The organism is Lentibacillus daqui, from assembly GCF_027186265.1.
GTDB classification, from domain to species: domain Bacteria; phylum Bacillota; class Bacilli; order Bacillales; family Amphibacillaceae; genus Lentibacillus_C; species Lentibacillus_C daqui.
In genome coordinates, this window is record NZ_CP114176.1 from 3,037,108 (window position 1) to 3,059,142 (window position 22,035).

The 22,035-nt window shown below is 39.4% G+C and carries 18 protein-coding genes and 1 pseudogene; 3 read left to right on the top strand and 16 right to left on the bottom strand.

What is annotated here, in order from left to right:
- Window positions 1-137: 137 nt before the first annotated feature.
- Genes O2S85_RS15355 through O2S85_RS15365 form a run of 3 tightly spaced genes read right to left on the bottom strand, consistent with a single transcriptional unit; the run spans window position 138 to window position 3,439 of the window.
- The gene (locus O2S85_RS15355) at window positions 138-1,625 is read right to left on the bottom strand and encodes an AMP-binding protein (protein WP_269410182.1); all 1,488 of its coding nucleotides are present in this window, start codon (window positions 1,623-1,625) and stop codon (window positions 138-140) included.
- A gap of 8 nt (window positions 1,626-1,633) precedes the next feature.
- On the bottom strand, window positions 1,634-1,852 hold the full coding sequence (locus O2S85_RS15360) for a hypothetical protein (RefSeq protein ID WP_269410183.1): 219 nt from the start codon (window positions 1,850-1,852) through the stop codon (window positions 1,634-1,636).
- Between the two features lie 33 nt (window positions 1,853-1,885).
- Window positions 1,886-3,439, bottom strand: a complete 1,554-nt coding sequence (locus O2S85_RS15365) for an acyl-CoA carboxylase subunit beta (RefSeq protein WP_269410184.1) — start codon at window positions 3,437-3,439, stop codon at window positions 1,886-1,888.
- A 217-nt stretch (window positions 3,440-3,656) separates the two neighbouring features.
- On the opposite strand from O2S85_RS15365, the gene O2S85_RS15370 reads away from it, so the two are divergent.
- Together O2S85_RS15370 and O2S85_RS15375 are read left to right on the top strand one after the other, a co-directional pair.
- Window positions 3,657-4,283: an IS607 family transposase gene (locus tag O2S85_RS15370; protein WP_269410185.1), complete on the top strand. Its 627-nt coding sequence runs from the start codon at window positions 3,657-3,659 to the stop codon at window positions 4,281-4,283.
- Complete coding sequence (locus tag O2S85_RS15375; protein WP_269410186.1) at window positions 4,270-5,613, top strand: RNA-guided endonuclease InsQ/TnpB family protein; 1,344 nt, start codon at window positions 4,270-4,272, stop codon at window positions 5,611-5,613. Before O2S85_RS15370 ends, O2S85_RS15375 begins: the two co-directional genes overlap by 14 nt.
- A gap of 329 nt (window positions 5,614-5,942) precedes the next feature.
- Here O2S85_RS15375 and ggt read toward each other — a convergent pair whose 3' ends face one another.
- The 4 genes from ggt to O2S85_RS15395 all read right to left on the bottom strand — a co-directional run bounded on the left by ggt (window position 5,943) and on the right by O2S85_RS15395 (window position 10,720).
- Window positions 5,943-7,982 carry a gamma-glutamyltransferase gene (gene ggt / locus O2S85_RS15380; protein WP_269410187.1) on the bottom strand — a complete coding sequence of 680 codons (2,040 nt, stop codon included), beginning with the start codon at window positions 7,980-7,982 and terminating at the stop codon, window positions 5,943-5,945.
- A 176-nt stretch (window positions 7,983-8,158) separates the two neighbouring features.
- Window positions 8,159-8,419 carry a hypothetical protein gene (locus O2S85_RS15385; protein WP_269410188.1) on the bottom strand — a complete coding sequence of 87 codons (261 nt, stop codon included), beginning with the start codon at window positions 8,417-8,419 and terminating at the stop codon, window positions 8,159-8,161.
- Between the two features lie 275 nt (window positions 8,420-8,694).
- Window positions 8,695-9,366, bottom strand: a complete 672-nt coding sequence (locus tag O2S85_RS15390; protein ID WP_269410189.1) for an aspartate/glutamate racemase family protein — start codon at window positions 9,364-9,366, stop codon at window positions 8,695-8,697.
- A gap of 1 nt (window position 9,367) precedes the next feature.
- Window positions 9,368-10,720, bottom strand: a complete 1,353-nt coding sequence (locus tag O2S85_RS15395; protein ID WP_269410190.1) for a TRAP transporter large permease subunit — start codon at window positions 10,718-10,720, stop codon at window positions 9,368-9,370.
- A gap of 221 nt (window positions 10,721-10,941) precedes the next feature.
- On the opposite strand from O2S85_RS15395, the gene O2S85_RS15400 reads away from it, so the two are divergent.
- Window positions 10,942-12,123: an IS256 family transposase gene (locus O2S85_RS15400; RefSeq protein WP_269410047.1), complete on the top strand. Its 1,182-nt coding sequence runs from the start codon at window positions 10,942-10,944 to the stop codon at window positions 12,121-12,123.
- Between the two features lie 352 nt (window positions 12,124-12,475).
- Here the strand turns inward: O2S85_RS15400 and O2S85_RS15405 are convergent, their stop codons facing one another.
- The 9 genes and pseudogenes from O2S85_RS15405 to O2S85_RS15445 all read right to left on the bottom strand — a co-directional run bounded on the left by O2S85_RS15405 (window position 12,476) and on the right by O2S85_RS15445 (window position 21,600).
- Window positions 12,476-13,204, bottom strand: a complete 729-nt coding sequence (locus O2S85_RS15405; RefSeq protein ID WP_269410191.1) for an SIS domain-containing protein — start codon at window positions 13,202-13,204, stop codon at window positions 12,476-12,478.
- Window positions 13,204-13,920: a KDGP aldolase gene (locus tag O2S85_RS15410; protein ID WP_269410192.1), complete on the bottom strand. Its 717-nt coding sequence runs from the start codon at window positions 13,918-13,920 to the stop codon at window positions 13,204-13,206. The genes O2S85_RS15405 and O2S85_RS15410 overlap by 1 nt, the downstream gene beginning before the upstream one ends.
- 108 nt (window positions 13,921-14,028) lie before the next feature.
- Window positions 14,029-14,745 carry a creatininase family protein gene (locus tag O2S85_RS15415; RefSeq protein WP_269410193.1) on the bottom strand — a complete coding sequence of 239 codons (717 nt, stop codon included), beginning with the start codon at window positions 14,743-14,745 and terminating at the stop codon, window positions 14,029-14,031.
- 40 nt (window positions 14,746-14,785) lie between these two features.
- Window positions 14,786-15,778: a phosphotriesterase family protein gene (locus tag O2S85_RS15420; RefSeq protein ID WP_269410194.1), complete on the bottom strand. Its 993-nt coding sequence runs from the start codon at window positions 15,776-15,778 to the stop codon at window positions 14,786-14,788.
- An 84-nt stretch (window positions 15,779-15,862) separates the two neighbouring features.
- Complete coding sequence (ulaA, locus tag O2S85_RS15425; protein WP_269410195.1) at window positions 15,863-17,158, bottom strand: PTS ascorbate transporter subunit IIC; 1,296 nt, start codon at window positions 17,156-17,158, stop codon at window positions 15,863-15,865.
- 28 nt (window positions 17,159-17,186) lie between these two features.
- Complete coding sequence (locus tag O2S85_RS15430; protein ID WP_269412606.1) at window positions 17,187-17,456, bottom strand: PTS sugar transporter subunit IIB; 270 nt, start codon at window positions 17,454-17,456, stop codon at window positions 17,187-17,189.
- Between the two features lie 6 nt (window positions 17,457-17,462).
- Complete coding sequence (locus O2S85_RS15435) at window positions 17,463-17,906, bottom strand: PTS sugar transporter subunit IIA (protein ID WP_369419551.1); 444 nt, start codon at window positions 17,904-17,906, stop codon at window positions 17,463-17,465.
- A gap of 21 nt (window positions 17,907-17,927) precedes the next feature.
- Complete coding sequence (locus O2S85_RS15440; protein ID WP_269410196.1) at window positions 17,928-20,039, bottom strand: BglG family transcription antiterminator; 2,112 nt, start codon at window positions 20,037-20,039, stop codon at window positions 17,928-17,930.
- Between the two features lie 215 nt (window positions 20,040-20,254).
- Window positions 20,255-21,600 (bottom strand): annotated as a pseudogene (locus O2S85_RS15445) (transposase).
- Between the last annotated feature and the right edge of the window lie 435 nt (window positions 21,601-22,035).

Consider the following 22,035-nt stretch of genomic DNA (forward strand, 5'->3'; position numbering starts at 1 on the left):
TTTAAAATAGTTGTTTAATTTAGAACAGTATATACCTGGAATGGAGGAAAAGTCAATAAGGGATTTTGTAAACAGGCTCCTGTTATAACTAAAATACGCCATTAATACATCTTTTCAGACACTTTCCTCCAAGGCAGTCACACCCCTTGTTCTATTTGAAACTTCGCCTTTAATTTATACTTCTCCACTTTGTTTGTAGCTGTTCTTGGTAAATCTGGAATCGAACAAATGAATTTCGGCCACATAAATTTCGGCATAGTTTGCTTGATCCACTCATCTAATGCTTCCATATCGATTTCGTTTGTTTTGGGAACAACATAAACGACAATATCGTCTTCATCCCCCTCTGCTGCAGGAACAGGAAATGCCGCACAAACCTCGACATGCTCATGTTGATTAATCATATCTTCTATTTGATAGGAAGAAATATTTTCACCCTTATGCCGAATCACATCTTTCATCCGATCCACAAAATAAAAGGTGTTATCTTCCCCTTTATAGCCAACATCACCGGTATGAAACCATAGATTCTTCACTACCTCTAATGTAGCTGATGGGGCATTAAAATACTCTTTGAACAATACCTGCGGGAAACGTGGTCGTAATGCAAGTTGCCCTGTTTCACCAACACTACATTCCTCATCGCGTTCATTAAGAATTATCCCTTCATAAAACGGACTGGTGTGACCCATATAACCTTTTGGTAAATCCTCCTGTCCTTTTTTTAGTGGAATGTTTAATTCTTCCGCGATGGCAATACTTTCTTCTTTAGTATATCCTTTGTAAAGTTCTTTTGGTGTTCCTTCTCCCTTCGCCAACTCATCAATGATTCCAACAAACCCGTTTCCCGACTCGGTTTGGCCGAATCCTGCAGAAACAAAATCAATACCAAACCGTTTGGCCACCTCGTGATGATGTTTTGGCAGCGGCTGCATGTGCACACGATTTAATGTGTTATACCGATCATTTTCCGTTGGTTTCTGATTCATCAGCCATGGAATCATCACATCTAGCAAAATGGCGTTAGAGGCCCTACTGATTTCAATTCGTTTCCAAAAATCAGTAGGACTGAATTTATCCCAAAGGGCAACCGTACAACCAAGAAAAGCGCCCCTAGCGACTAATGCAAACGCCCCGCCTACGTGGTACATGGGCAAATCATTATAAATGACGTCTTCCTGTTTATTAAAAACCCGGAACATATACGTATACCCATGGATCCAACGATATGATTGCACCACACCTTTCGCAGGCCCGGTTGTCCCAGATGTATAAATGATGTTTGCCGTATCATCGTAACTGATTTCTATATCGGGGTTATCCAAATTTTCTTTTAGAAACTCTGTAAAAGAAATGGCGGAAAAAGTTCTATCTAGTTCTACATTGGCCAGATCCTCCTTATAGTCATGATCATTTACCTTTGGATCATGAAGAATCACTGGTAGTGGCGATAATTCCGATACTATTTCGTTAAGCAGCGGTACCATTTGTCTTTCTGAAATTAACATTTTTGGTTTAGTATCATGAAGCTGATGGGATAACAGCTTTCCTTTATAGTTGAAATTAATTGGACAGTAAACAGCACCTGCTTTCCAGATCCCAAACATTGCAATCGTTGTGATCAATGGGTTTTTTAAAAATAAACTAATTCGATCACCCTTTTGGATTCCTTATCAATAAGCTGATTCGCGAAACTATTAGCCAGTTGATTAAACCGTTTATAAGTGATTGATTTGTTCGCTTCTCCATAAAAAATAAACGTTTTATCCCCTATTTCACTTGCCCATTGCTCCAATTTCTTGGGTACCAGTTCCTCATTCGTTCCTAGTGTTTCGTGAAAATGCATCACCATTATTTTCTTTTCCCCTTTCATTCCATTATCCGGCTACGGACGCATCGTGTGGCTGGATGTCCCTAAATGCTGCGGCAAAATCGCATATGCATCATCAATCCACTCGCATAACAGTGGTCTTGTATCGCGTGGGTCAATTATTTCTTCTATACCAAACGCTTCAGCCGTTCGTAATGGCGACCGAACTCCTTCCATTCGGGTTGTTAATTCATCGAGTAATGCTTGTGGGTTTTCACTAGCCTCTAATTCCCGGCGATATGCAACCTGGATTCCTCCTTCAACTGGCAGAGATCCCCAGTCCCCGGACGGCCATGCATAACGCAGATGCAACCCATGTCCATTAATCATCCCGGCACCACCGACGCCAAAAACCCTCCGAAGAATAATTTCAATCATGGGTACGGTTGCCTGATAGATAGCCGCAATCGCACGGACACCTTTGCGAATTGTCCCTTTCTTTTCTGCTTGCATTCCAATTACAAGTCCTGGCTGATCAACGAAATTAACGATGGGGAGATGAAAGGTTTCACACAGATCCACAAATCGTTCAATCTTCTCACTGCTCTCTACTGTGAGACCACCACCACCGACAAATGGATCATTAGCCAAAAATCCGACCGGGTGACCATCCAGACGTGCAAATCCGGTGACTGTACCTCCACCGTAATAGCGTCCCATTTCAAAAATGGTGCCCTGATCAAAAATCATTTCCAGTATTGGACGAATTTTATAGGGTCTTCGCCGGTTTTTCGGAATGACCGAAATGAGTGCTTCTTCTTTACGGTTACGATCATCAGTAGCGTTTGTAGTCGGCGGAAGTTGCCATACATTACTGGGAAGATAGGATAAGAATTTCCGGATATGTGCAAAGGCTTCCTCCTCAGACTTGACAACATTATCAATTGCCCCACTTGAACGATGAACCTGGGCACCACCAAGTTCTTCTTTGGTTACATGCTGACCAACGCCATGATTAACAATCTGTGGTCCAGCCACAAACAACTGAGAAATTTCTTCAACCATGATCGAAAAATGGGAAGCTGCGACCCGCGCTGCACCTAATCCAGCAACAGAACCCAAACAAGCAGCAACAACCGGGACCCTTCCCATATTCTTCACTACATAGTCCCATGCTGGATTAACCGGCACATAGGTTCGTTCCTCCGTATCGAGAAACTTGACACTGCCACCACCGCCTGTCCCATCTACAAGCCGGACAATCGGTAACTGCAAATCATGCGCCATCTGTTCCGAATAAATTTGTTTCCCAATAATGGCCCCATCCGCTGCACCACCACGAACGGTAAAATCATCTGCACCAATAACTACTTTTCTATCCTCTATTTTTCCAGTGCCAAGCAAAAAATTGGCTGGTTTAAAGTCCACTGGTTTCCCATCTTTATAAGTTGTCTTACCTGCAATAGTACCCTTCTCATGAAAACTTCCATCGTCAAGCAAACGGTCAATCCGCTCACGTGCCGTCAATTTTCCTCGTGAACGATGCTTTTCCACATTTTCTCTTCCACCCATTTCATAGGCTAACTGCTCTTTTTCCCGTAGCTCGTCTATTTCTGGTTGCCATGACATTTTCATAACCCTCCATGTGTACGTTTACTTACCAAGTGGATAGTATTTTTTGTAGTTTTATATATATGCAATAAATGGAATAGAAATGACTGGAACGTTAGGGAGGGGTTTCAAAACAGTTTAATCTAAATTATTTAAAATTAATTACTTTTTAGCAGGATTCTCGCATTTTATGTCGAACCTTGTAAGTAGAAATAAAATGAGGAGGATCGCTAACATGTATACCATCGATGAAGCATCCAACATACTTGGTGTTCATCCCACCACATTAAGAAGGTGGGAAAAAGAGGGGAAGATAACATCGTCTCGAACAACTGGTGGCCATAGAAGATATGCTGTAGAAGACCTTAGTGCTATCAAGCATGATTTGAAACCACTTCAAGACAAAATTGTTATTGGGTATTGCCGTGTCTCATCATCGGACCAAAAGGAAGAGTTAAAAAGGCAGGTCCATACCGTTTCGCAGTATTGTTCGGCAAATGGATATCAGTTTCGTATTATAAAAGATCTGGGAAGTGGTTTGAATTACAATAAGAAGGGGTTAAAAGAATTAATCCGGCTGGTGCAAAGCAATCAGGTGGAGAAAGTTGTCGTCAACTATAAAGATAGGTTACTACGTTTTGGGTATGAATTGTTGGAACAAATATGTGCCTTCCATCATGTGAAAATTGAAATCGTCAACCATACAGAGGATAAAACATATGAGCAGGAGTTAGTCGAGGATATGCTTTCCATTATTACTGTCTTCAGCAGCCGCTTGTATGGAAACAGAAGTCACAAGCGAAAGAAACTGCAACAAGCGGTGAAACAGGTCATTGAGGACAACGGCCATGCTTACGTATAATAAAAAGGTACGATTGATGGTTACAAAAGAAAACAAGCAGTTACTCGATTCTCAATCCAGAATGTGCAACTGGCTGTACAATCAATTGCTGGACGCGGTGGAGGAAGATTATCGCAATGGAAACAAGAAAAAACTGCTTTCCGGTAGAAACCTGAGGAATGAAGTACCGAAAATAAAAGGGGAAAACCCATTTTTGTTTAAAGTCCATTCCTCCCCATTGAAAAATACGGCATTACGGTTAAAAGATGCCTATGAACGATTTTTTGATCCAAAATTAATGAATGAGAAACCAAAATATCGTTCATGGAAAAAGAAGTGGTTTTCGCTATATTATGATGAACCAAAAAAAGGGTTTAAATTATTGGACGCCAATCAATTTTCCTTAAGTTTTGGCAAGTTAACAGATGAAGAACATAAGGAATTAAAGAAAAAAGATAAAAAGGCTAAGAAGACCATCAAAATCAAAGTTGGACTTGTGGAAGCGGTAGAACTAAGCAAAACGGAGAGAATCAAAACCCTTCGCATTACAAAGGATCTGGATTCGTATTATGCCATTTTTACAATAGAAGATGCCAAGGAAATCACCAAAATAGAGGAACAATCGTTTATTGTATTTGATCCCAACCATAAGAATTTGGCAGTAGGATTAGGTAGTGATGGAAAATCATATGAATTGAAATCGATGAATGCACTGTTGAAGTATTGGGATAAACGAATCGATGAAATCAAATCAAAACGGGACAAATGTGAAAAATTTAATAAGCTGGTATGCACCCCAAACGTCACCTATTTTGAGCCAAGCAAACGTTGGAAAAGACTTAATCATGTCTTGGAAAAAGCGCAATTAAAACGTCGAGAACAAATGAAGACGCTGTTATTTAGCTATGCGCATTATTTTTCCAAGCGTTTCGATGCGATCTACATTGGTGATTATACTCCGACTCCCGATGTGGCAAAGTACGGGACGATGAGAAGGGCCATGTTAAATCAAACACCAGTCGGTAAATTCAGGAGTATTTTGAACTGGGTGCAGGCAAAAAGCGGTAAATATTATCAAAAGATCGATGAACGTGACACAACCAAAACCTGTTGTGTCTGTGGTCATCACGAGAAAAAGGACCCATCCATTCGCAGCTTTACATGTGTAAACTACGGTACAACGCTTTCGAGAGATATCAACAGTACAGTTAATATCGGAAAGAAAGCCAAAAAGCGATTGCCTCGCGCAGGCTACATAGGTGTGGAATCCCCTATGTATACAGTTTGGTGGGATTTTAAACAGGCAAAGATTGCTTGTGGTTTGACCCCATCTGCTGGCCTCGGGAAGTAAATCCGGGGGTTGAAACAAACATTCTTCTTGGTAACAGAGAAGAGGTCTTTGATTAATTTTAGGCTTAATTTCGGTTAGGTTTAAATAAACAAAGGAGTGCGGTAATGGTCCCAATCTATCTGGGTAAAGAAAAAATAGATTGTAATGAGGTGCTGACCCACATCCCGCATTTCAAAGTTGGGAAATCCACCGTAAAATTTAAAAACGGGATAGAAACATTAACTGCTTCCATCCCGTTTAAACTTATTCTTTATCGATACATTTACTTCCTATGAAATACATTTATTACTGATCTTTTTATTCCAACCAAGTTCGTCTGTTTCATACATTCAACTTTCCTCCCAATCCTCCAGCAAAGAATCGGCATTTGATTTCAATACCTCATAAGCCTGATCAGAAATTAGTTTTTGTCGTTTTTGTCGTTCCATGAGTTGCTTCAATCCTCGCATATGTTTCACAGCCTTGTCCGTTTTTCCCGTATCTTTGTAATGGGCAACAGCTGTCAAATGAGTTTTTAGTAATCTGGCTGCATCAGCATCTTTGATATCATTAAATCGCGCATACTGATCTACCAGTTCTTTCATATAAGGAAGGCTTGGTGACGACAAACCAATTGCCATGCCCTCCCTGGTGGAATCAGCAGCACCAACATATACTCCTTTTTCGTCATCAAACATCATGCTATTGACATTTCCGATTTCCTTTGGTTTTGTTTCCCAAGTATGCCCCATCTGTTCAAGCTGACCTCTTACGTTGTCCGGAACACCATTCTCCCAGCGGATGGTCGGATAGCTGCTGCTAAAGATGCGTGGCTCTTCAATCGCATCTTTCAAATCCATATTGTAACCAATGGTATTTACAATGGTTTGCATGACCGAGGCGATAATTGTTGTCCCACCTGGTGATCCTACCGTCATGAATGGCTTGTTATCCTTTAAAATAATCGTTGGCGTCATGCTGCTTAACGGCCGCTTATTTGGCTGAACCTCGTTTGCTCCACCAGGAATCGCATCAAAATCAGTTAATTCGTTATTTAACATGACACCATAGCCCGGGACCATAATCCCTGATCCAAATAACTGCTCATTAGTCGTGGTATAAGAAACAAGGTTCCCCCATTTGTCAGCAACAGTGAAATGCGTGGTTTCCCCATTTATTTTATCATCGATTTGCTTAACGACTTGCCCTGGATCGTCTTTCTGAAAATCCCATGGGTCACCGGGCTGAACGTCTTGATTTGCATGATCAGGGTCAATTAAATCAACACGTTGCTTTATATAGTCTGGATGAAGTAATCCATCTTTTGGAACATCGATATATTCCGGATCACCCATGTAAGCCCCGCGGTCAGCATAAGCAAGATGCAATGCTTCGGTCATCAAATGATATTTTTCCGGAGAACGCACATCATGTTGCGTGAGATCCATCTTTTCAAACATCTTGAGCAACTGTAACATAGTTAATCCACCAGAACTCGGCGGAGGCATCGATGCTATATCGTACCCCTGGTAATCTCCCCAAGCAGGCGCATCTTCGGTCACATTGTAACGCTTTAGATCAGCGGTAGCCATACTGCCGTCAAAATCCTGAACAACATCAGCAAGCGCTAAACTAATTTCGCCATCATAGAATACGTCTGTACCTTGATCGGCAATGAGTTTAAATGTTTTCGCGAGATCTTTCTGGACAAGAAGATCACCTTCCTTTAGTGGCTCTCCGTTTGGAAGAAACACATCTTTGGCAGCAGTCCGCGATAGTTTCTCTGTGTTTCCTGCAATCGCATCGGCCAGAACCCAATTGACTTCTACTCCATCCTCAGCCATGTTGATTGCAGGCTGAATCAGTTCATCCATTGGCATCGTTCCCCATTTGAACAGTGCAGTTTCCAGTCCTTTCAATGTTCCAGGCACTCCAACCGATCGCCCGCTTTCCACCCGATCCGGAAACGGCATGACCGTACCATCACTTGTCATAAACATATCCGGTGTTGCACCAGCTGGGGCACGCTCTCTGCTATTGATAACAGATATATCTTCTGTTTTTGCATCGTAGTACATCATAAATCCGCCGCCACCAATTCCAGACATCATCGGCTCCACAACATTCAGTGCATATTGAATTGCAACAGCCGCATCTACTGCATTGCCGCCACGTCTTAGTACATCAGCTCCAACCTTTGAGGCTAACGGATGTGCGGTGACAACCATCCCTTGGTCGCCTTCAGCCAATTGCTCCGCTTTTATCCCAGGGTTTTCCGGTTCATGTTCAGTATCATTTGCGTACACGGTTCCGCCTTGTACAATTAAACTAGAAAAGAGAAGTAATAATCCCATGAAAATGGATAACAGCTTTTTGTTGCGATGTATCATGTTTTATCCCTCCATACTGTTTGGTATAACCTTTAAAAACGTACAGTTGATTAAGTTCTTACATCTTTCTTCTTACACTTACGCAAAATCTTCCGTTACCAGTTCCTATTTCATTCCCTCCTTCTTGTTCCTTTCACCATGGATTGACTATGAGTTTAGGACGAGCAAGCAAACCGCTAAAAAAGTGTGTCTACTAATCTTAAGTGAATATATGTGAAAGTTGATTGATTCGGTTTGATCATATGCATGTGAATGGCGATCGAATCCGACTTTAAGTTGATCGTATATCCATGAAAGTCGATCTTATGCACATAAAAATGGATCGAACCAAGCGCAAAACCGATTGCACGCAAGGAAATGAAAGCATTATACAAGTCTGCGTTTAAGTCTTCACATCTTCCATCACCTGTATCAATCCATAGATTCAGTAAATTCACTATATTATAATTGATTCCCATGAAAAATATTGTCATTTCCTGTAGTTTTAATTTGAATTCTGTGAATTGATAAATATGTACTAGACACAATAAGCGAAAAATTAGGTATTTAGTTGATGACATTAAAAAGAGTAAGGATAAAGTCATATAGAGAGGCCACAAACTAGGAATTATCGAAAATCTAAAGGGAGAAGGAGCAAACGGAAGAGGACTGTCCCCATCCTGCGACAGCTTACCTTCCACTCTTTTTTAAAAAAATGCTTTACCACAGCCAACTAATCCAACGCCCCCACCACGTAATTGCTCAACGTTACAATATCAAATACCGGCAGATCTGTTACTTCTTTTATAAAACGTTTATACGGAGGCATATTCGTACATTCCAAAACAATGGCTTTTACATCTGGATGATTGTCTAACAGTCTGGTAACGGCTTGCTTCATCTCGACCGAAACCTTCTTCATATCCAAAGCATGTGTCTCATCAACAATGGCTGTTGTGAAAGCTGGCATGTCATCCATTCCCTCGATGGCAACAGGTGTCTGATGTGCCATTACACTTTGCAAATGGTTTACTGTCAGACTTTTTCTCCTTGCTGTAAGTACACCAACTTTTCCGCCTGATAACATATGTACGAGGGGAATTTGCATTAAACTGGAAGAATAAAACGGGACGTGCAATTGACTTTGGATTTCCTGCTGAAAAAGGGCAAGGAAGCCACAACTGGTTGTAATTGCCTTTACCCCTTTATTCTGTAAATGCATTGCCGATTGAATGAACGATCCAATTAATATGGAATCACTCATTTTCACAGCCCGTTTTACTGTCGCTTTTTCCACCGTCTGGTATGCCACAGGATACGGAAATGTTTCTGGGTTTCCAATATCACCCTTTGGTCGGTAAAAACCTGTATCAAGCATCAAAATCCCTAATTTTTTCATATTCATGTTAGATGAACCACACCACCAATCCGATAGCTAAAAAGTATAATGAGTTTGGCAGCGCAAGCATCATTACCTTTACGGGATCTACCTGTTTATTTAGTATCCCACCAATTAGCCCGCAGACAACAAATGCTGTTAACCCTACCGGTGGCATATTTTGACCTGCTGCAGCAATATGGGAAGCACCTAAAGCAATCAAATCGGGATCTACATTCATGTTTTCAAGAATTGGGGCAAGAAAGGTAACGATCACGGATTGGGAAGTTGTCTGAGATCCGGTGAGCATGCCGACAACCACCATCGAGAGTGCTCCTCCTAATTTCACCATGGAAGAAGCCAATCCCTCGGTCATTAGGGCAACCTTGTCAATCAACCCTGATGCATAAAAGACCCCGACCATAATTCCTGCACACAGCTGAATCTGTACGGTTCGATTGACTTTTACTAATCCATTTTTGAATATTGCTTTTGTATCTTTGCGAACAGATGGAAATAAGAAGCTGACCAAAAAGGCAATGATGATCGCACTTACAACTTCAAATGTCACTCCTTGTAAAATTTTAATCTCTTGTAAAGGTTCCACAACAAAAGTTAAAACGGCAAATTCCGTGAAAATATTATAATCAAACAGTGTGTTAGCCAGGATGATTGCAATGAGAACAAATAGTGGAATCAGCGTCTTCCATCTTTCCTTTAAAATTCGCACAACAGATTTTTCTGGAATTAATTCTTGGGGCATTTTCTTTCCGCGGACAAAACGGAGCGATTCCAGAATAGCAAATATGCCGCCGATGGTAACGGTTATGTATGCAAGTTTTATAACAGGGCCAGGATCAATACCGACCAGTGAGGCCGATAAAAAAACACCTTGCGTAATCGGAGGCATAATAGAGCCGATGGAAGCACCAAGTAAAATAATCATGCCAATTTGTTCCGGCTTTAATTTTAATTCGGTTAGTGAATGGATAACGAGAAATCCAATGACGGTAGCAGCTGCGATTGCATCCCCAAGTAAAGACCCGGCCAGAATTAACGTAATAAATATTGCGACAATCAATCCCTTTGGCGAATTTCCAAAAGCAGAACGAAGCGTATTCAAAGTGGTATCAATGGTGCCTAATTTAGCCTGGGATTCAGCATACAAGCTTCCAAACACGGACAGCATAATAATCCAGGACAAGCGATCAATCCCGTCGATAAATGCGAGAAGTGTTTCAGCTGGATGCAACCCGGAAATAACCGCGGATGAAATGGCAGCTGCAATAAGAGCGACTCTAATATCACCACCAATCTTAGGTATTTGCTTAACCAAGGCAATTATAAACAATAATGCTAATGGTACGATAATTTCTAGCATGCCTACTCTCCCCTATCGTTGTACTTATAAGGTGAAACGGGCTTGTAAACCAAACATAAATGATTCACACAGATTCTTATTGTTTTATATTGATAGTCTATAAATCATGAATATATTATTTCTGATGACGTAAAATAGTTTGTGTAAAATATTTGAGACGAAAAAAAGAGGTAGGGTATCCTCAAAATTGGACAACAAATAAAGAGAGGAGAAACCCTACCATGTCTCAAAGTATAACGGATCATGACTTTATAAATCAACTGGATAACCTTGTACGTGACTTTGTCAAAGAGCAGTTGGAGACCATCATGGAGGAAGAAAGAAAGCAGTTTTTCGAGGTAGAACACCCTGAATTGAAACAAGTGAAAAACGGTTATTACAAACGGTCCCTTGATACCAAACACGGTCATATTGATGATCTCGCAGTACCTCGTGATCGCCATGGTGACTTTCAGACGGAATTATTTGATCCTTACCAACGCCGTGATCAGTGGGTAGGTGAAACAGTGACGCGCATGTATCAGAAAGGCGTTAGTACGCGTGAAATTGGGGAAATGATTGAACATATGCTAGGATCTTCCTACTCCGCCACAACCGTCAGTAACATCACGGAAGCGACAGTTGAAAATATTGAGGCCTGGCAGCAACGCCCATTGAATAAACGCTACTCAGTCCTCTATTTGGACGGAACCTATTTAAAGTTGCGCCGGGATGACGTTGCCAATGAGGTCGTCTACATCGTCATTGGAGTTAATGAGAATGGCTACCGCGAAATTCTCGGATTTTATGTAGGCGGTCAGGAAAGTTCCTTGGGCTGGAAAGAGATTTTGATAGATCTTTACGAGCGCGGGGCTGAAGAAGTGTTGCTTGGTGTGTTTGACGGTCTTCCCGGGTTGGAAACAGCTATGAAAGAGGTGTACCCAAAAGCCGATGTCCAGCGATGCGTTGTTCATAAAATCCGCAATGCGTTAAATGCCGTGCGTAAAAAGGATCAGACAGCCATAGCAGAAGACTTAAAACCTATTTATCAGGCAAGTACCAAAGAAGAAGCCAGAAAGCAATTTAACGCATTTAAGCAGGTTTGGCAATCGAAGCATCCTAAAGTCGTGAAATCATGGGAAGAAGATCTAGAAGTGCTTCTGACTTTCCTGGATTACCCATCGTCTATCCAGCGCGTGATATACACGTCGAACATCATCGAGCGGACGATGAAGGAAATCAAGAAGCGCACAAAAACCATGAACAGTTTACCAAGCGAAAGGGCGACAGAAAAAGTAGTGTACCTTCAAGTAACCGACTATAACCAAAGATGGGGAGAACGAAAATTAAGGGGATTCGCAAGCGCTTATCAGCAGCTACAGGACATGTTTGAAAAACGATACGGGAAACCAAATAATATCTGATTTAATTTTCTGACACCTACCCTGGGTACCCAGGGTAGGTGTCAGAAAACAAATCCCAATTCCGAGGATACTCTATTAATTTACACAAACTTATTGACAGTACCAAAATAATGACTTATAATGATTTACTGCCTTAAAAATAATTTACTATTAAATTTACTGTTATGTAAATAATTACACTTTTTTATCAGAATAAAGCCTTAAGAAATCGCTTTTTTTCAAACGTAAAAAACCCCACAAATTATTGTGAGGTATTCATATAATTTTGAAATAATCTAAAAAAATATATCATTTAAAATTGTTTAAAACTCTATCCAACAAATACGCTAAGTATACATGCAATGCCTCTATGTTAGAGCTTAATCCGTTCACTATACATATCAATCAACTTCTGATTATGTTTATCCGCATCTTCTATATTTCCACTTAAGAAAACTGGTGGTTCAAAATCATTTTCAGCCATTTGTTTAATTGATTCAGCAAAAATTGCATTTAAGATGGTTGCACCTATAACAGTCGAGCTTGGTGAAAAATTTACTTTTACCTTATCATGTGATAAAAGTGCATCTCCAACGGGGGCATGATTATTGATAATTAAGTCTACAGCATCATACAAATGCTCTCCGCTTGTATGGCGCGATGGTTGACTTGATGAATATGCTATGGATGTAATTCCAATCACAAAGGCACCTTTCATTTTGGCAATGTGAGCAACATCCACTGGAACTGGGTTTCTTCCTGATGTTGAAATAACGAATAGAATATCACCTTTACGAATATCTTGTCCATCCATGAATGTATTTGCATAATCATTTTTTCGTTCAAATGATGACGAACTAACGGCACCTTCGTGAAGCATTAACGGTTCATGTAAAATGGGATGTATAGGCACTAATCCTCCCGCGCGATAATAGACCTCTTCCGTTAAAATATGTGAATGACCACAACCGAATAAATGGATTACACCCCCATTTTGAATAGTCTCTGATACTTTTTGTGCCGCTTGATTCATTGCTTGATACTCATCTTTTTCAACCACGTTCATCAAATCAATGATTTTACTGAAGTAATTATGAAGCATTATAACCCCTCCACCATTGCTAGAATTTCTCGTACTTTAGAAGGAATTGTTTCCCCTGTTTCCTTGTCAATTGTTGATCCAAAAATATGTGGCATAAAAAATTCGATGTCGATATTCTTCACACCTTGGACTATATCTTTAATATTATTTGCATCAATTCCACCAGCAGGTTCTATGCCACGAATTCCTTTTGCGGCAGCAATTTTTGTCAGATAGATGAGCTCTCCTAAATGTTGAGTTCCTTTAACCGGCATCATTTTAATACTTTCTATACCAAACCCAGCAGCAATGTCGATAAACTCCTCGACACACAACATATCGCCTGAATTAGCAAGTTGAATCTTTCCAACTTCTCCGGTTGGCTGAACAAGTGCGTTAACTAACTGTTTTGACGTTTTTCTAGCGTCCAAAAAACCTTTTGTGTATGGAGCCATCTCAAATGGCTGGTTTAAATGGCCTGGTTCCGATGTAATAGCAATATCCAATACTTTCTTCCAATTAGCAACGTTTCCCCCGCCTCCAAGACCAACACTAATCATATCCGCAACTGTTTTTAGTTCCTTAACCTTAGTAGCTGCAGCCTCAATCGAATCGTACTGATTTGAAACAATACCTGGTACGACATAACCAGAACCTGCCTCAATAACGGCAGCTGCATTAACAGCATCACTAGCTAAAAAATTAAATAGAATTTTACCGTAAAGTTTTTCTCTCATATCCAATTCACACCTTCACCTTAACAATTAAAAAGGAAAGAGGAATGGATTGCTTCTCCCCTCTCCCCAAATTCCCCAACCTATGGTTTATTCTCTCATTCTATAAAGCTATAGTTCCTTGATAAGCTTAACCATATTTTCCAAGGATATATCAACAATATACTTTCCTTTTTCCTTTGTGGCAATTTTTGCATCACCCAATACTGCTGTTTTTGTAAATTCCTCCCAAGGTGTAGGCGTCACATCAGCATGCATTGGTATATCAGGAATATCAGTGATTGCCTTGTCCATATCAACATGTTCTGGGGCTAAATAAAGCATATATGATGTTTCAATCTCACAAGCGTGGAAATACGTTCCATGTGCTGATTTTGTTTCACGCACCTCTTCCGCCGCTTTACTCATACCAGGATAAAAGAAATAAAACACCCGTAATTCCGGATAGGATTCATATAGGATACGTGCTGCTTCTTTTAATGCTGTCCCATTGCCCAGGTGGCCATTCACCATTGCAAATGTCGTAAACCCTTGTTTATACAGACTCCCACCAATATCAACAAGAAGATTGATGAGAGAGGTGTTACTTACATTGATACTCCCCGGAAAGTTACGCAAACTCCACACTTGCCCATATGGCAACGTTGGTAAAACAAAACCATTGACACGCTCCGCCAATTTCATTGATAGCCGCTCAGCTAGTAGGTTATCTGTTCCTAACGGCAAATGTGGTCCATGCGCTTCAACAGCGCCGATTGGTAAAATGGCAATTTTAAAACGATTGATCTTTTCCGATACCTCAAAGGAATTTTGATATTGAAAATCCATCTCACTTCACCATCCAATTCATATATAAAAACTATTCGGTTTACTTTTTAAATGCAAAGCATCGTGCAGGGTTCTTAACGAAAAACTTATTAATTAATTTTTCTCCGTCGAATCCATTCTGATTGGCCTCCTCAATAAAGCGAGGAACCCATTTCCCAATAATATTTTCTAGTCCTAATCCATAGTCGTAATGCTTGTAATAAGATTTTCTTGCTGTATCTCCACTTACTAAAATTTGATCTTCATAACCCTTTTTAACAAGCTCTAAAATACAATGCACACGTGTGCTGTCCGGTGCATATTTTATTTTGGAAATACCATCAAACGAAAGTAATGCTCCAGTTTTAGCTATTTTTTCATGATAAAAAGGATCAGGATTCCGATCCATATGCCCAAAGCTAATATATTCTAAGTTAATACCTTCACTCTTTAATAGTTCAGCTTGTTCAAGTCCCATCGTTCCGGCCTCTGTATGGGAATGAAGTGGAGCCTTCGTTTCATGATGCGCTCTTGCTACTGCACGTAAAGTCTTTTCTTCCAACGGTGATATTCTGTTATAACCTGTTCCAAATTTCACTTGACCTCCACGGATCGCTGTACCTTCCAACCCCTCTTCCACTTCCTGAATAACAAAATCGGCAAGTTTATTAATAGATTTTGCATCAATCCATACATAATACGTATCATAATCACCTGTTACCCTTTTAACGTGCTCGGGAATGGGAGCAGACCATAAAAAACTCTTATTGAATCCAGCGGTTCCCACAATGGTGACCCCTGTTTCTTCTGCAATTTCTTTCACAGCATAAACATCACGTCCATAATCAACAGCAGTTGCATCTACAATCGCCTGTCCACCAAGGTCTTTGAAATCTTTAACATCCAACCTGGATTTTTCTTTATCATCCAACAGCAAATCATCTGCTTTTTGTTCAACCCAATACGGTGGTCTGCAAACAATATGCTCGTGTGAATAGGTAAACCCTAATTTAGCCGGTTCTATATCACCATGAAATGTTCTAATAAAACTCATTGTAATCACTCCTGCAATAAAAATTAAAAACAGTTTTCCATCGTTTTTTCAATGGGGAATACATCGCCCTTTTTTATACAAAACTTAGAACAATAAATGTGCTAGGAATCGGATAATTGGCCCTAATACAAACATATCCGAATCCGCTGCCCACATAGCAGTATCTGGAACAGTATCAGGAAGCAGAATTTTAACCATTACGAACTGTCCCCAAGCAACAACAGTAGCAGTAATGAAACCACCCATTAATGCACCCCTAACGCCACCAGTTGCATTTCCGAATACACCTGCAGTTGCTGAATGGAAAAATAATACAATCATCGTTGGAACAAATACATAACCCACTGTGTTTCCTAAAACAACCAGCCAAATCAATGCCCCAACAAATGACCCCAAGAATCCTAAAATTACTGCATTCGGTGCAAAGGGGAAAACAATTGGACTATCTAAGGCTGGTTTTGCACCGGGTACAATTTTTGTTGCTATTCCTTTAAATGCAGGTACCATTTCCCCAATAAACATCCGCACACCTACTAAAACAACTGCAATACCAGCAGCAAATGTAAATGATTGAATGATAGCGTACACAATAAAGTTTTGATCCCCTGCAGCTTCCACTAACTTCTGTGCGCCTGGTGTGTCTTTGAAAGATATAATAATTGCGCCAACGAGGAACAACAAGCCCATTGTTAACGCCGTAATAACATTCGAATCCCTAAGAAATTCCAGACCTTTGGGAAGTTTAATTTTTTCAGAATCATTTTCCTTATTTCCGAACCATTTGCCTGCCAATGCACTTAGCAAAGCAACAGATGCTGAATTATGTCCGAGGGCTATGTTGTCGTTACCTGTAATTTTTCGCATAAACGGTTGTGTCAAAGCGGGTTGAATGGTCCAATATAGCCCCAAAATTATTGCCAAAAAGATAACAAGTTTACCGAATGACAGATCTCCAGCAGTTTGAATTGTAATTCCCGCAAATATTGTTGCTGTCCAAAACATCATATGACCTGTTAAATAGATGAATTTTAACTTTGTAAACCGCGCTAATAACACGTTTATGATAAAACCGAGTGTCATTGCCAATGCAACAGCACTACCATATTTGGCATTAAACCCTTCCTGTCCCATAAAATTGCCAAGTGGTTCTGCTGATAGATTAAAAACCTCTTTCCATAAAGGTTCAAAAACGGTTAAAGCATCCGTTATAACCCCTGAACCTGCACTGATAATTAAAAAACCAATAATCGCTTTAAATGTTCCACTTATAACTTGACTTGCATTCTTTTTCTGAAGTAGTAATCCCAAAAGGACAATAACCCCTAATAGAATTGCTGCCTCACCAAAGATATTTGTGGCAATCCATAAAATTGCATCCATTCCTTATTCTCTCCCCTGAAACAACTAGTTAATTTACGATGTTTTCATCAATTGCTTTATTAATCTCATCCATATCAAAATAGTTATTTACAATAAATACCTTTGCACTATGTCCTCGTAAACTTTCAGCAAGTTCATTACTGGTAATAATATAATCCGCCTGCATACTCGATGCTGTTGAAACATCCGTATGTTCAATATCCGCTTCAATCCCTTTGTCTCCAAGTGCTTGTTCAACATTCATTCTTAAAATTAAACTAGTTCCTTGTCCTAATCCACAAACTGTCAATATTTTCATCATAATTTATCGCTCCAATTCCAAAATATTTTTTATATCTTCATAACTAGTAGCAGTCTTCAATGTTGCAATATTATTTGTATCATTTAATATACCAGTTAACTTTTTTAATAGTGTTAAATGCTCATCACTGGTAGAGGCACCTAGACCAAATACAAGGCGAACCGGATCATTGGCGGAATGTCCAAATACCACCGGTTTTTTTAATTGCACAAAAGATACGGATGCTTCCTTTACTCCATCCTCAGGTCGAGCATGCGGGATAGCAATCTGTGGAGCCAAGACAAAATAGGGACCATTATCAATATACGCGTGTTTCATTGCGTCAATATATGTTTGTTCAACAAGCCCCTCATCAAGCAAAAGTTTTCCCGCAGCTTCAATTGCACTTTCAGCATCATCTGCATCAACCCCAAACTTAACCATGCTTTCTTCTAGAAAATTCATCATTTCACACCTATCTTTATATTGTTAATCTGAATATGCGCGAATTAGTTTAACAATTTGATTCTTACTTGTTGTCTTGATTATTTTTCGTTTATTTTCCTTATCTGTGAATAGCCTTGTCAGCTGTGATAATGCCTTTAAATGTTGTTCATTATCCCATGAGGCCAGCACAATTATGATACTTGCAGGTTTTCCCATGATATTAACTGGTTTCTCCAGATGCAACATACTCATTCCTGTTTTATTGACACCATCATCTGGACTAGCATGTGGCAAGGCGAAAAGTTCGGATATAACAATATACGGCCCATCCCTCTGAACATTTTGAATCAATTTAGTTAAATAGTTATCTTGAATATATCCTTTATCCAGAAGCGGTTCAGCAGCTTTTTTAACAGCAGCGTGCCAATCCTTTACTTGTTTTTTTAACACAATCCTATCTGCCGGCAAAAGCTCCGACAAGTTTGGTTTCATTGTTTCGTTTTCAACTTTAATGGGTTCGTACAAATACTTTCTTAACTCTTGTCTCAATGCTTGATCATCTTGAATTACGGCATATCGCTTCACGATATCCATAACTGTATCAGCCGAATAAATTTGTTTTTTTAGTGAATGTCCAAACAAGCTATTCACTTTTATCAGTAATGCTTCTTTATCTTCATTCGTTAATACTGGATTTACGACAAAAACCGGAATACCTCGATCGGGTAACAAGATTGTTGACACAATAAATTCAACATTCAAGTCCATTTTTTCATAATCCCTTAACGATGTAACACCAGTAATCTCAACATTGAAAAATAGCCCTTCCAATTGGCTTTCCAAGAGTCGGGATGTACCAAGACCGTTTGTACAGACAATTAACAGTCTTTTCACAGATTTTTCAAGCACCACACCTTCTTTTCGCAACCAACCACCAAAATGCATCGCTATGAACGCGACTTCATTTTCGTGAATTTGCTGGCCAAGCAAATGTTCAAAATGATGCATTACCATTTTCGTAATATGAAAAACTTCAGGATAACTTTGTTTAACTGAACCAAGTAGCTCATTTTCAACTTGAATCTTATATTTGTTTCGATAATATGCAGGCTTTAAATGTACAAGTAGATTCTGAATCATTTGCTTTGGTTCTTGAAATTCAACTGCAGCATAAAATTGAAAATCAGTTACCATTTTCTCAACAACATGAAGTAAGGCCTTCATTTCTTGGCTTTCTATATGGGGACTCAAATTATAGTTTACCTTAGAGCTCAGTAAGTATTTTGCAATATAAAATACCTCATCATTCTTTGGTGTTGTATGAAATATTTTAGATATATCATTACATAGCGCAATTGCACCTTCGTATTCATTCGTTGCTTTGATTACCTCTTTCTCAATTGGATCGACTTCTACCATTTCTCCTTGCCGCATTCGTTTTATGAAAAAGTAAAACCAAATAACAAGATTATTCAACACTTCATCGGTAAACTCAATCTTGTAATGTCTTTCGTAATCATTTAACAATTCACTTAGTAGTTTCAGCGAATGCATGTTAAAGATTGAATAAGGTTGTAACGTTTGGTTACCCTTTCTATCAGGGGAGCTTTCCAAACTAGATAGAAAAGCATACCAACCTTCATCAGGAGTAACGAATAACAAATAATTCATCAGCAACTTCCTGACATCGTTTTCATTTCCTACAACTGTATATCCTTTTTTTGGCCCGGAAGATATACACAATTGATAATGTTTTATCGCCTTTTTCAATTTCTTAATATCATCAAGTGCAGTATTTCGGCTGACATTAAAAAGATTTTTTATATCCTCCAGGAAGCAAGGCTGTTCTCGTCCAACGATGTGAATGAAAATCCACGCCCTTCTCTCGTTAGGAGAAAACTCATAATACATCACATCCAAAAATGAATACTCGTTAGTGATGATCTTTTTGGTAGCTTCATCAATATATAGCCCTTGCGCTCTTACCTGCTTTACCTCAGTCAAATGATGATCGTTTAACCAATTGTTCACTTTTATAAGATCACTATAAATGGTACGCCGTGAGACATTTAATATAGTTGCGAGTTCCTGAATGGAAATATATGAATCCTGCTGCATCAGTTGATTTAATATTGCCCTACTACGTTGATCCATATTAATCCCCCTAATCATGTTGCCTGATTAGTATATCCTATAATTGTATTATAGCTATTTTAAAAATCCGTGATAAGACCAAATGATCCACATAGAAATGTGCAATATTGTACTGGATTAAAAAATATTTTAGCATAGGAGTCAATTTCATAATTGCTCTTTTTAAAAATACACAGACCTGCAGAATTTTTAAAACAAATTTTTTAAAAATTTAATTAAGAAGTTTGTTGCTGGTTTAACAGTACATTGATACGATCTGCAGCTAATTTTGAAGCATTATAAATAAGCGTTACAATGTCAAAGTGAACCTTTGCGCGTTTTCCAGTACGATAACGAACATTGTTAAGTTGAAAAAATTCTTTGAGATAGGCATTTACACGTTCAACAGCAGAGCGACGTTTGAATAGTGTTTTCCAAGCCTTTGATCCACGAGCGGGCGCAGTATATCTCCTAAGATCCGTTGTTATTTTTACCTTGTAAACCTTTTGACAGATGTCTTCGTTCGCCAAAGGACAGTCACTACACTCTTTTGGTCTTGTGTATTTCAATGTTTCATATTTGGCATCAAAACTATCATAACGATAGGAATGCTCCCGAAAACAGGTCGGGGCGAAGTGTTTATCAAAACCGATTGGCTCGCTTTCATTTTTCTTATTATAAGCAATGACGGACTGATTCCCCATTCGGTGCACTTGTTCATAAATTGCATGATAATCATAACCAGCATCCATTGTCTGATGGTTCAATGATGGAAGGGGAAGTTCATTAACCCCTTTTAATAACGGGATTGCAGCCTTCCCGTCATTCAAACTGCCTGAAGAAAAAAGGGCCTGTAGAATATATTGACTGGATGTCCCAACAGCCAAATGTCCCTTATATCCGTACCAAAAGACATTCTTTCCTTCTGAGTTCTTTTTTACGCCCCACTTAGGGTTTTGAGGAACCTCGGCGCGTAATTCGGCTAAAGGTGCATCCAACTGTGCTTCTATTTTCTTTTCGAAAAGTGGTAAATTGGCTTCTTTCTCTGCCTGTTCAATAAGCCATTGTTCACGTTCTTCCTTGGATTTGCGCCCGCGTTTTTTGGGCTCAGCTTTTTGTTTTTCTTCCTTTGGCGGTGCTTGATCACGTGGGGTTTCAAACTGGGTTGCATCAATGGCGACAGTGTCATCCATAATAAAGCCTTCAGCAATTGCTTGAAGCACAACTTTTTCTTGGACTTTCTCCAAAACGTTAGATCTTTTAGTTTTGTTAAAAGCCGAGAATAGGCGGCTTCAGACGGGGTATGGTCAGACACAAGAAATCCACAATTCAGTTTAAAAACAAAGTCGTCCTTTAGGCGTTTAATTAGGTCCTTAACCGTTGGAATACGTTCAACATAAACGGAAATAATCATCGCTGCATAATTCAAATCTACAGGTGCGCCAAAGTGGGATTTTTTGTTCACTTCATAATAAATCGCATCCAAATCTATCGCTGAAATAATCGATTCATAACGATGGGTAAGTTCCATCTCGTATAATTCTTGGATGCTAAATAGACTTTCTTGTCGTATAATGGTCATAGGGAGTACTCCTCCAGTCTTTTTTTGGTTGTCGGTTCAACTACCATCATACAAGATTTGGGAAGGTACTTCCTTTTTTTATGTCTCAAATTCGTTGGGGCACAAGGGCTAGGAATTATGAAATTCACTCATAGACATAAAAAAATAGTTCAAATACTATTTAGTAGTGAATCAGCTATCAGATCCTTAGTATTGATCTCTCCTTTCATTCGTATAAGCTATCCGGAAATGAACAACGAGAGGGTTAACCAGATTGCCAATTATTCGCGTGATTCAAAGTAGTGAGAGGGGAATCGAATAGCGATTATATCAACAAACAATTGCCCTATTTCTCCTACAAGGCTCTTTTTTGTACAATCGATTCTACACTTGTTTTCCCTCGAATTTCCTCGTTACAGGAATGACTCCTGAATAGCAAAATTCCAATTAAAAATT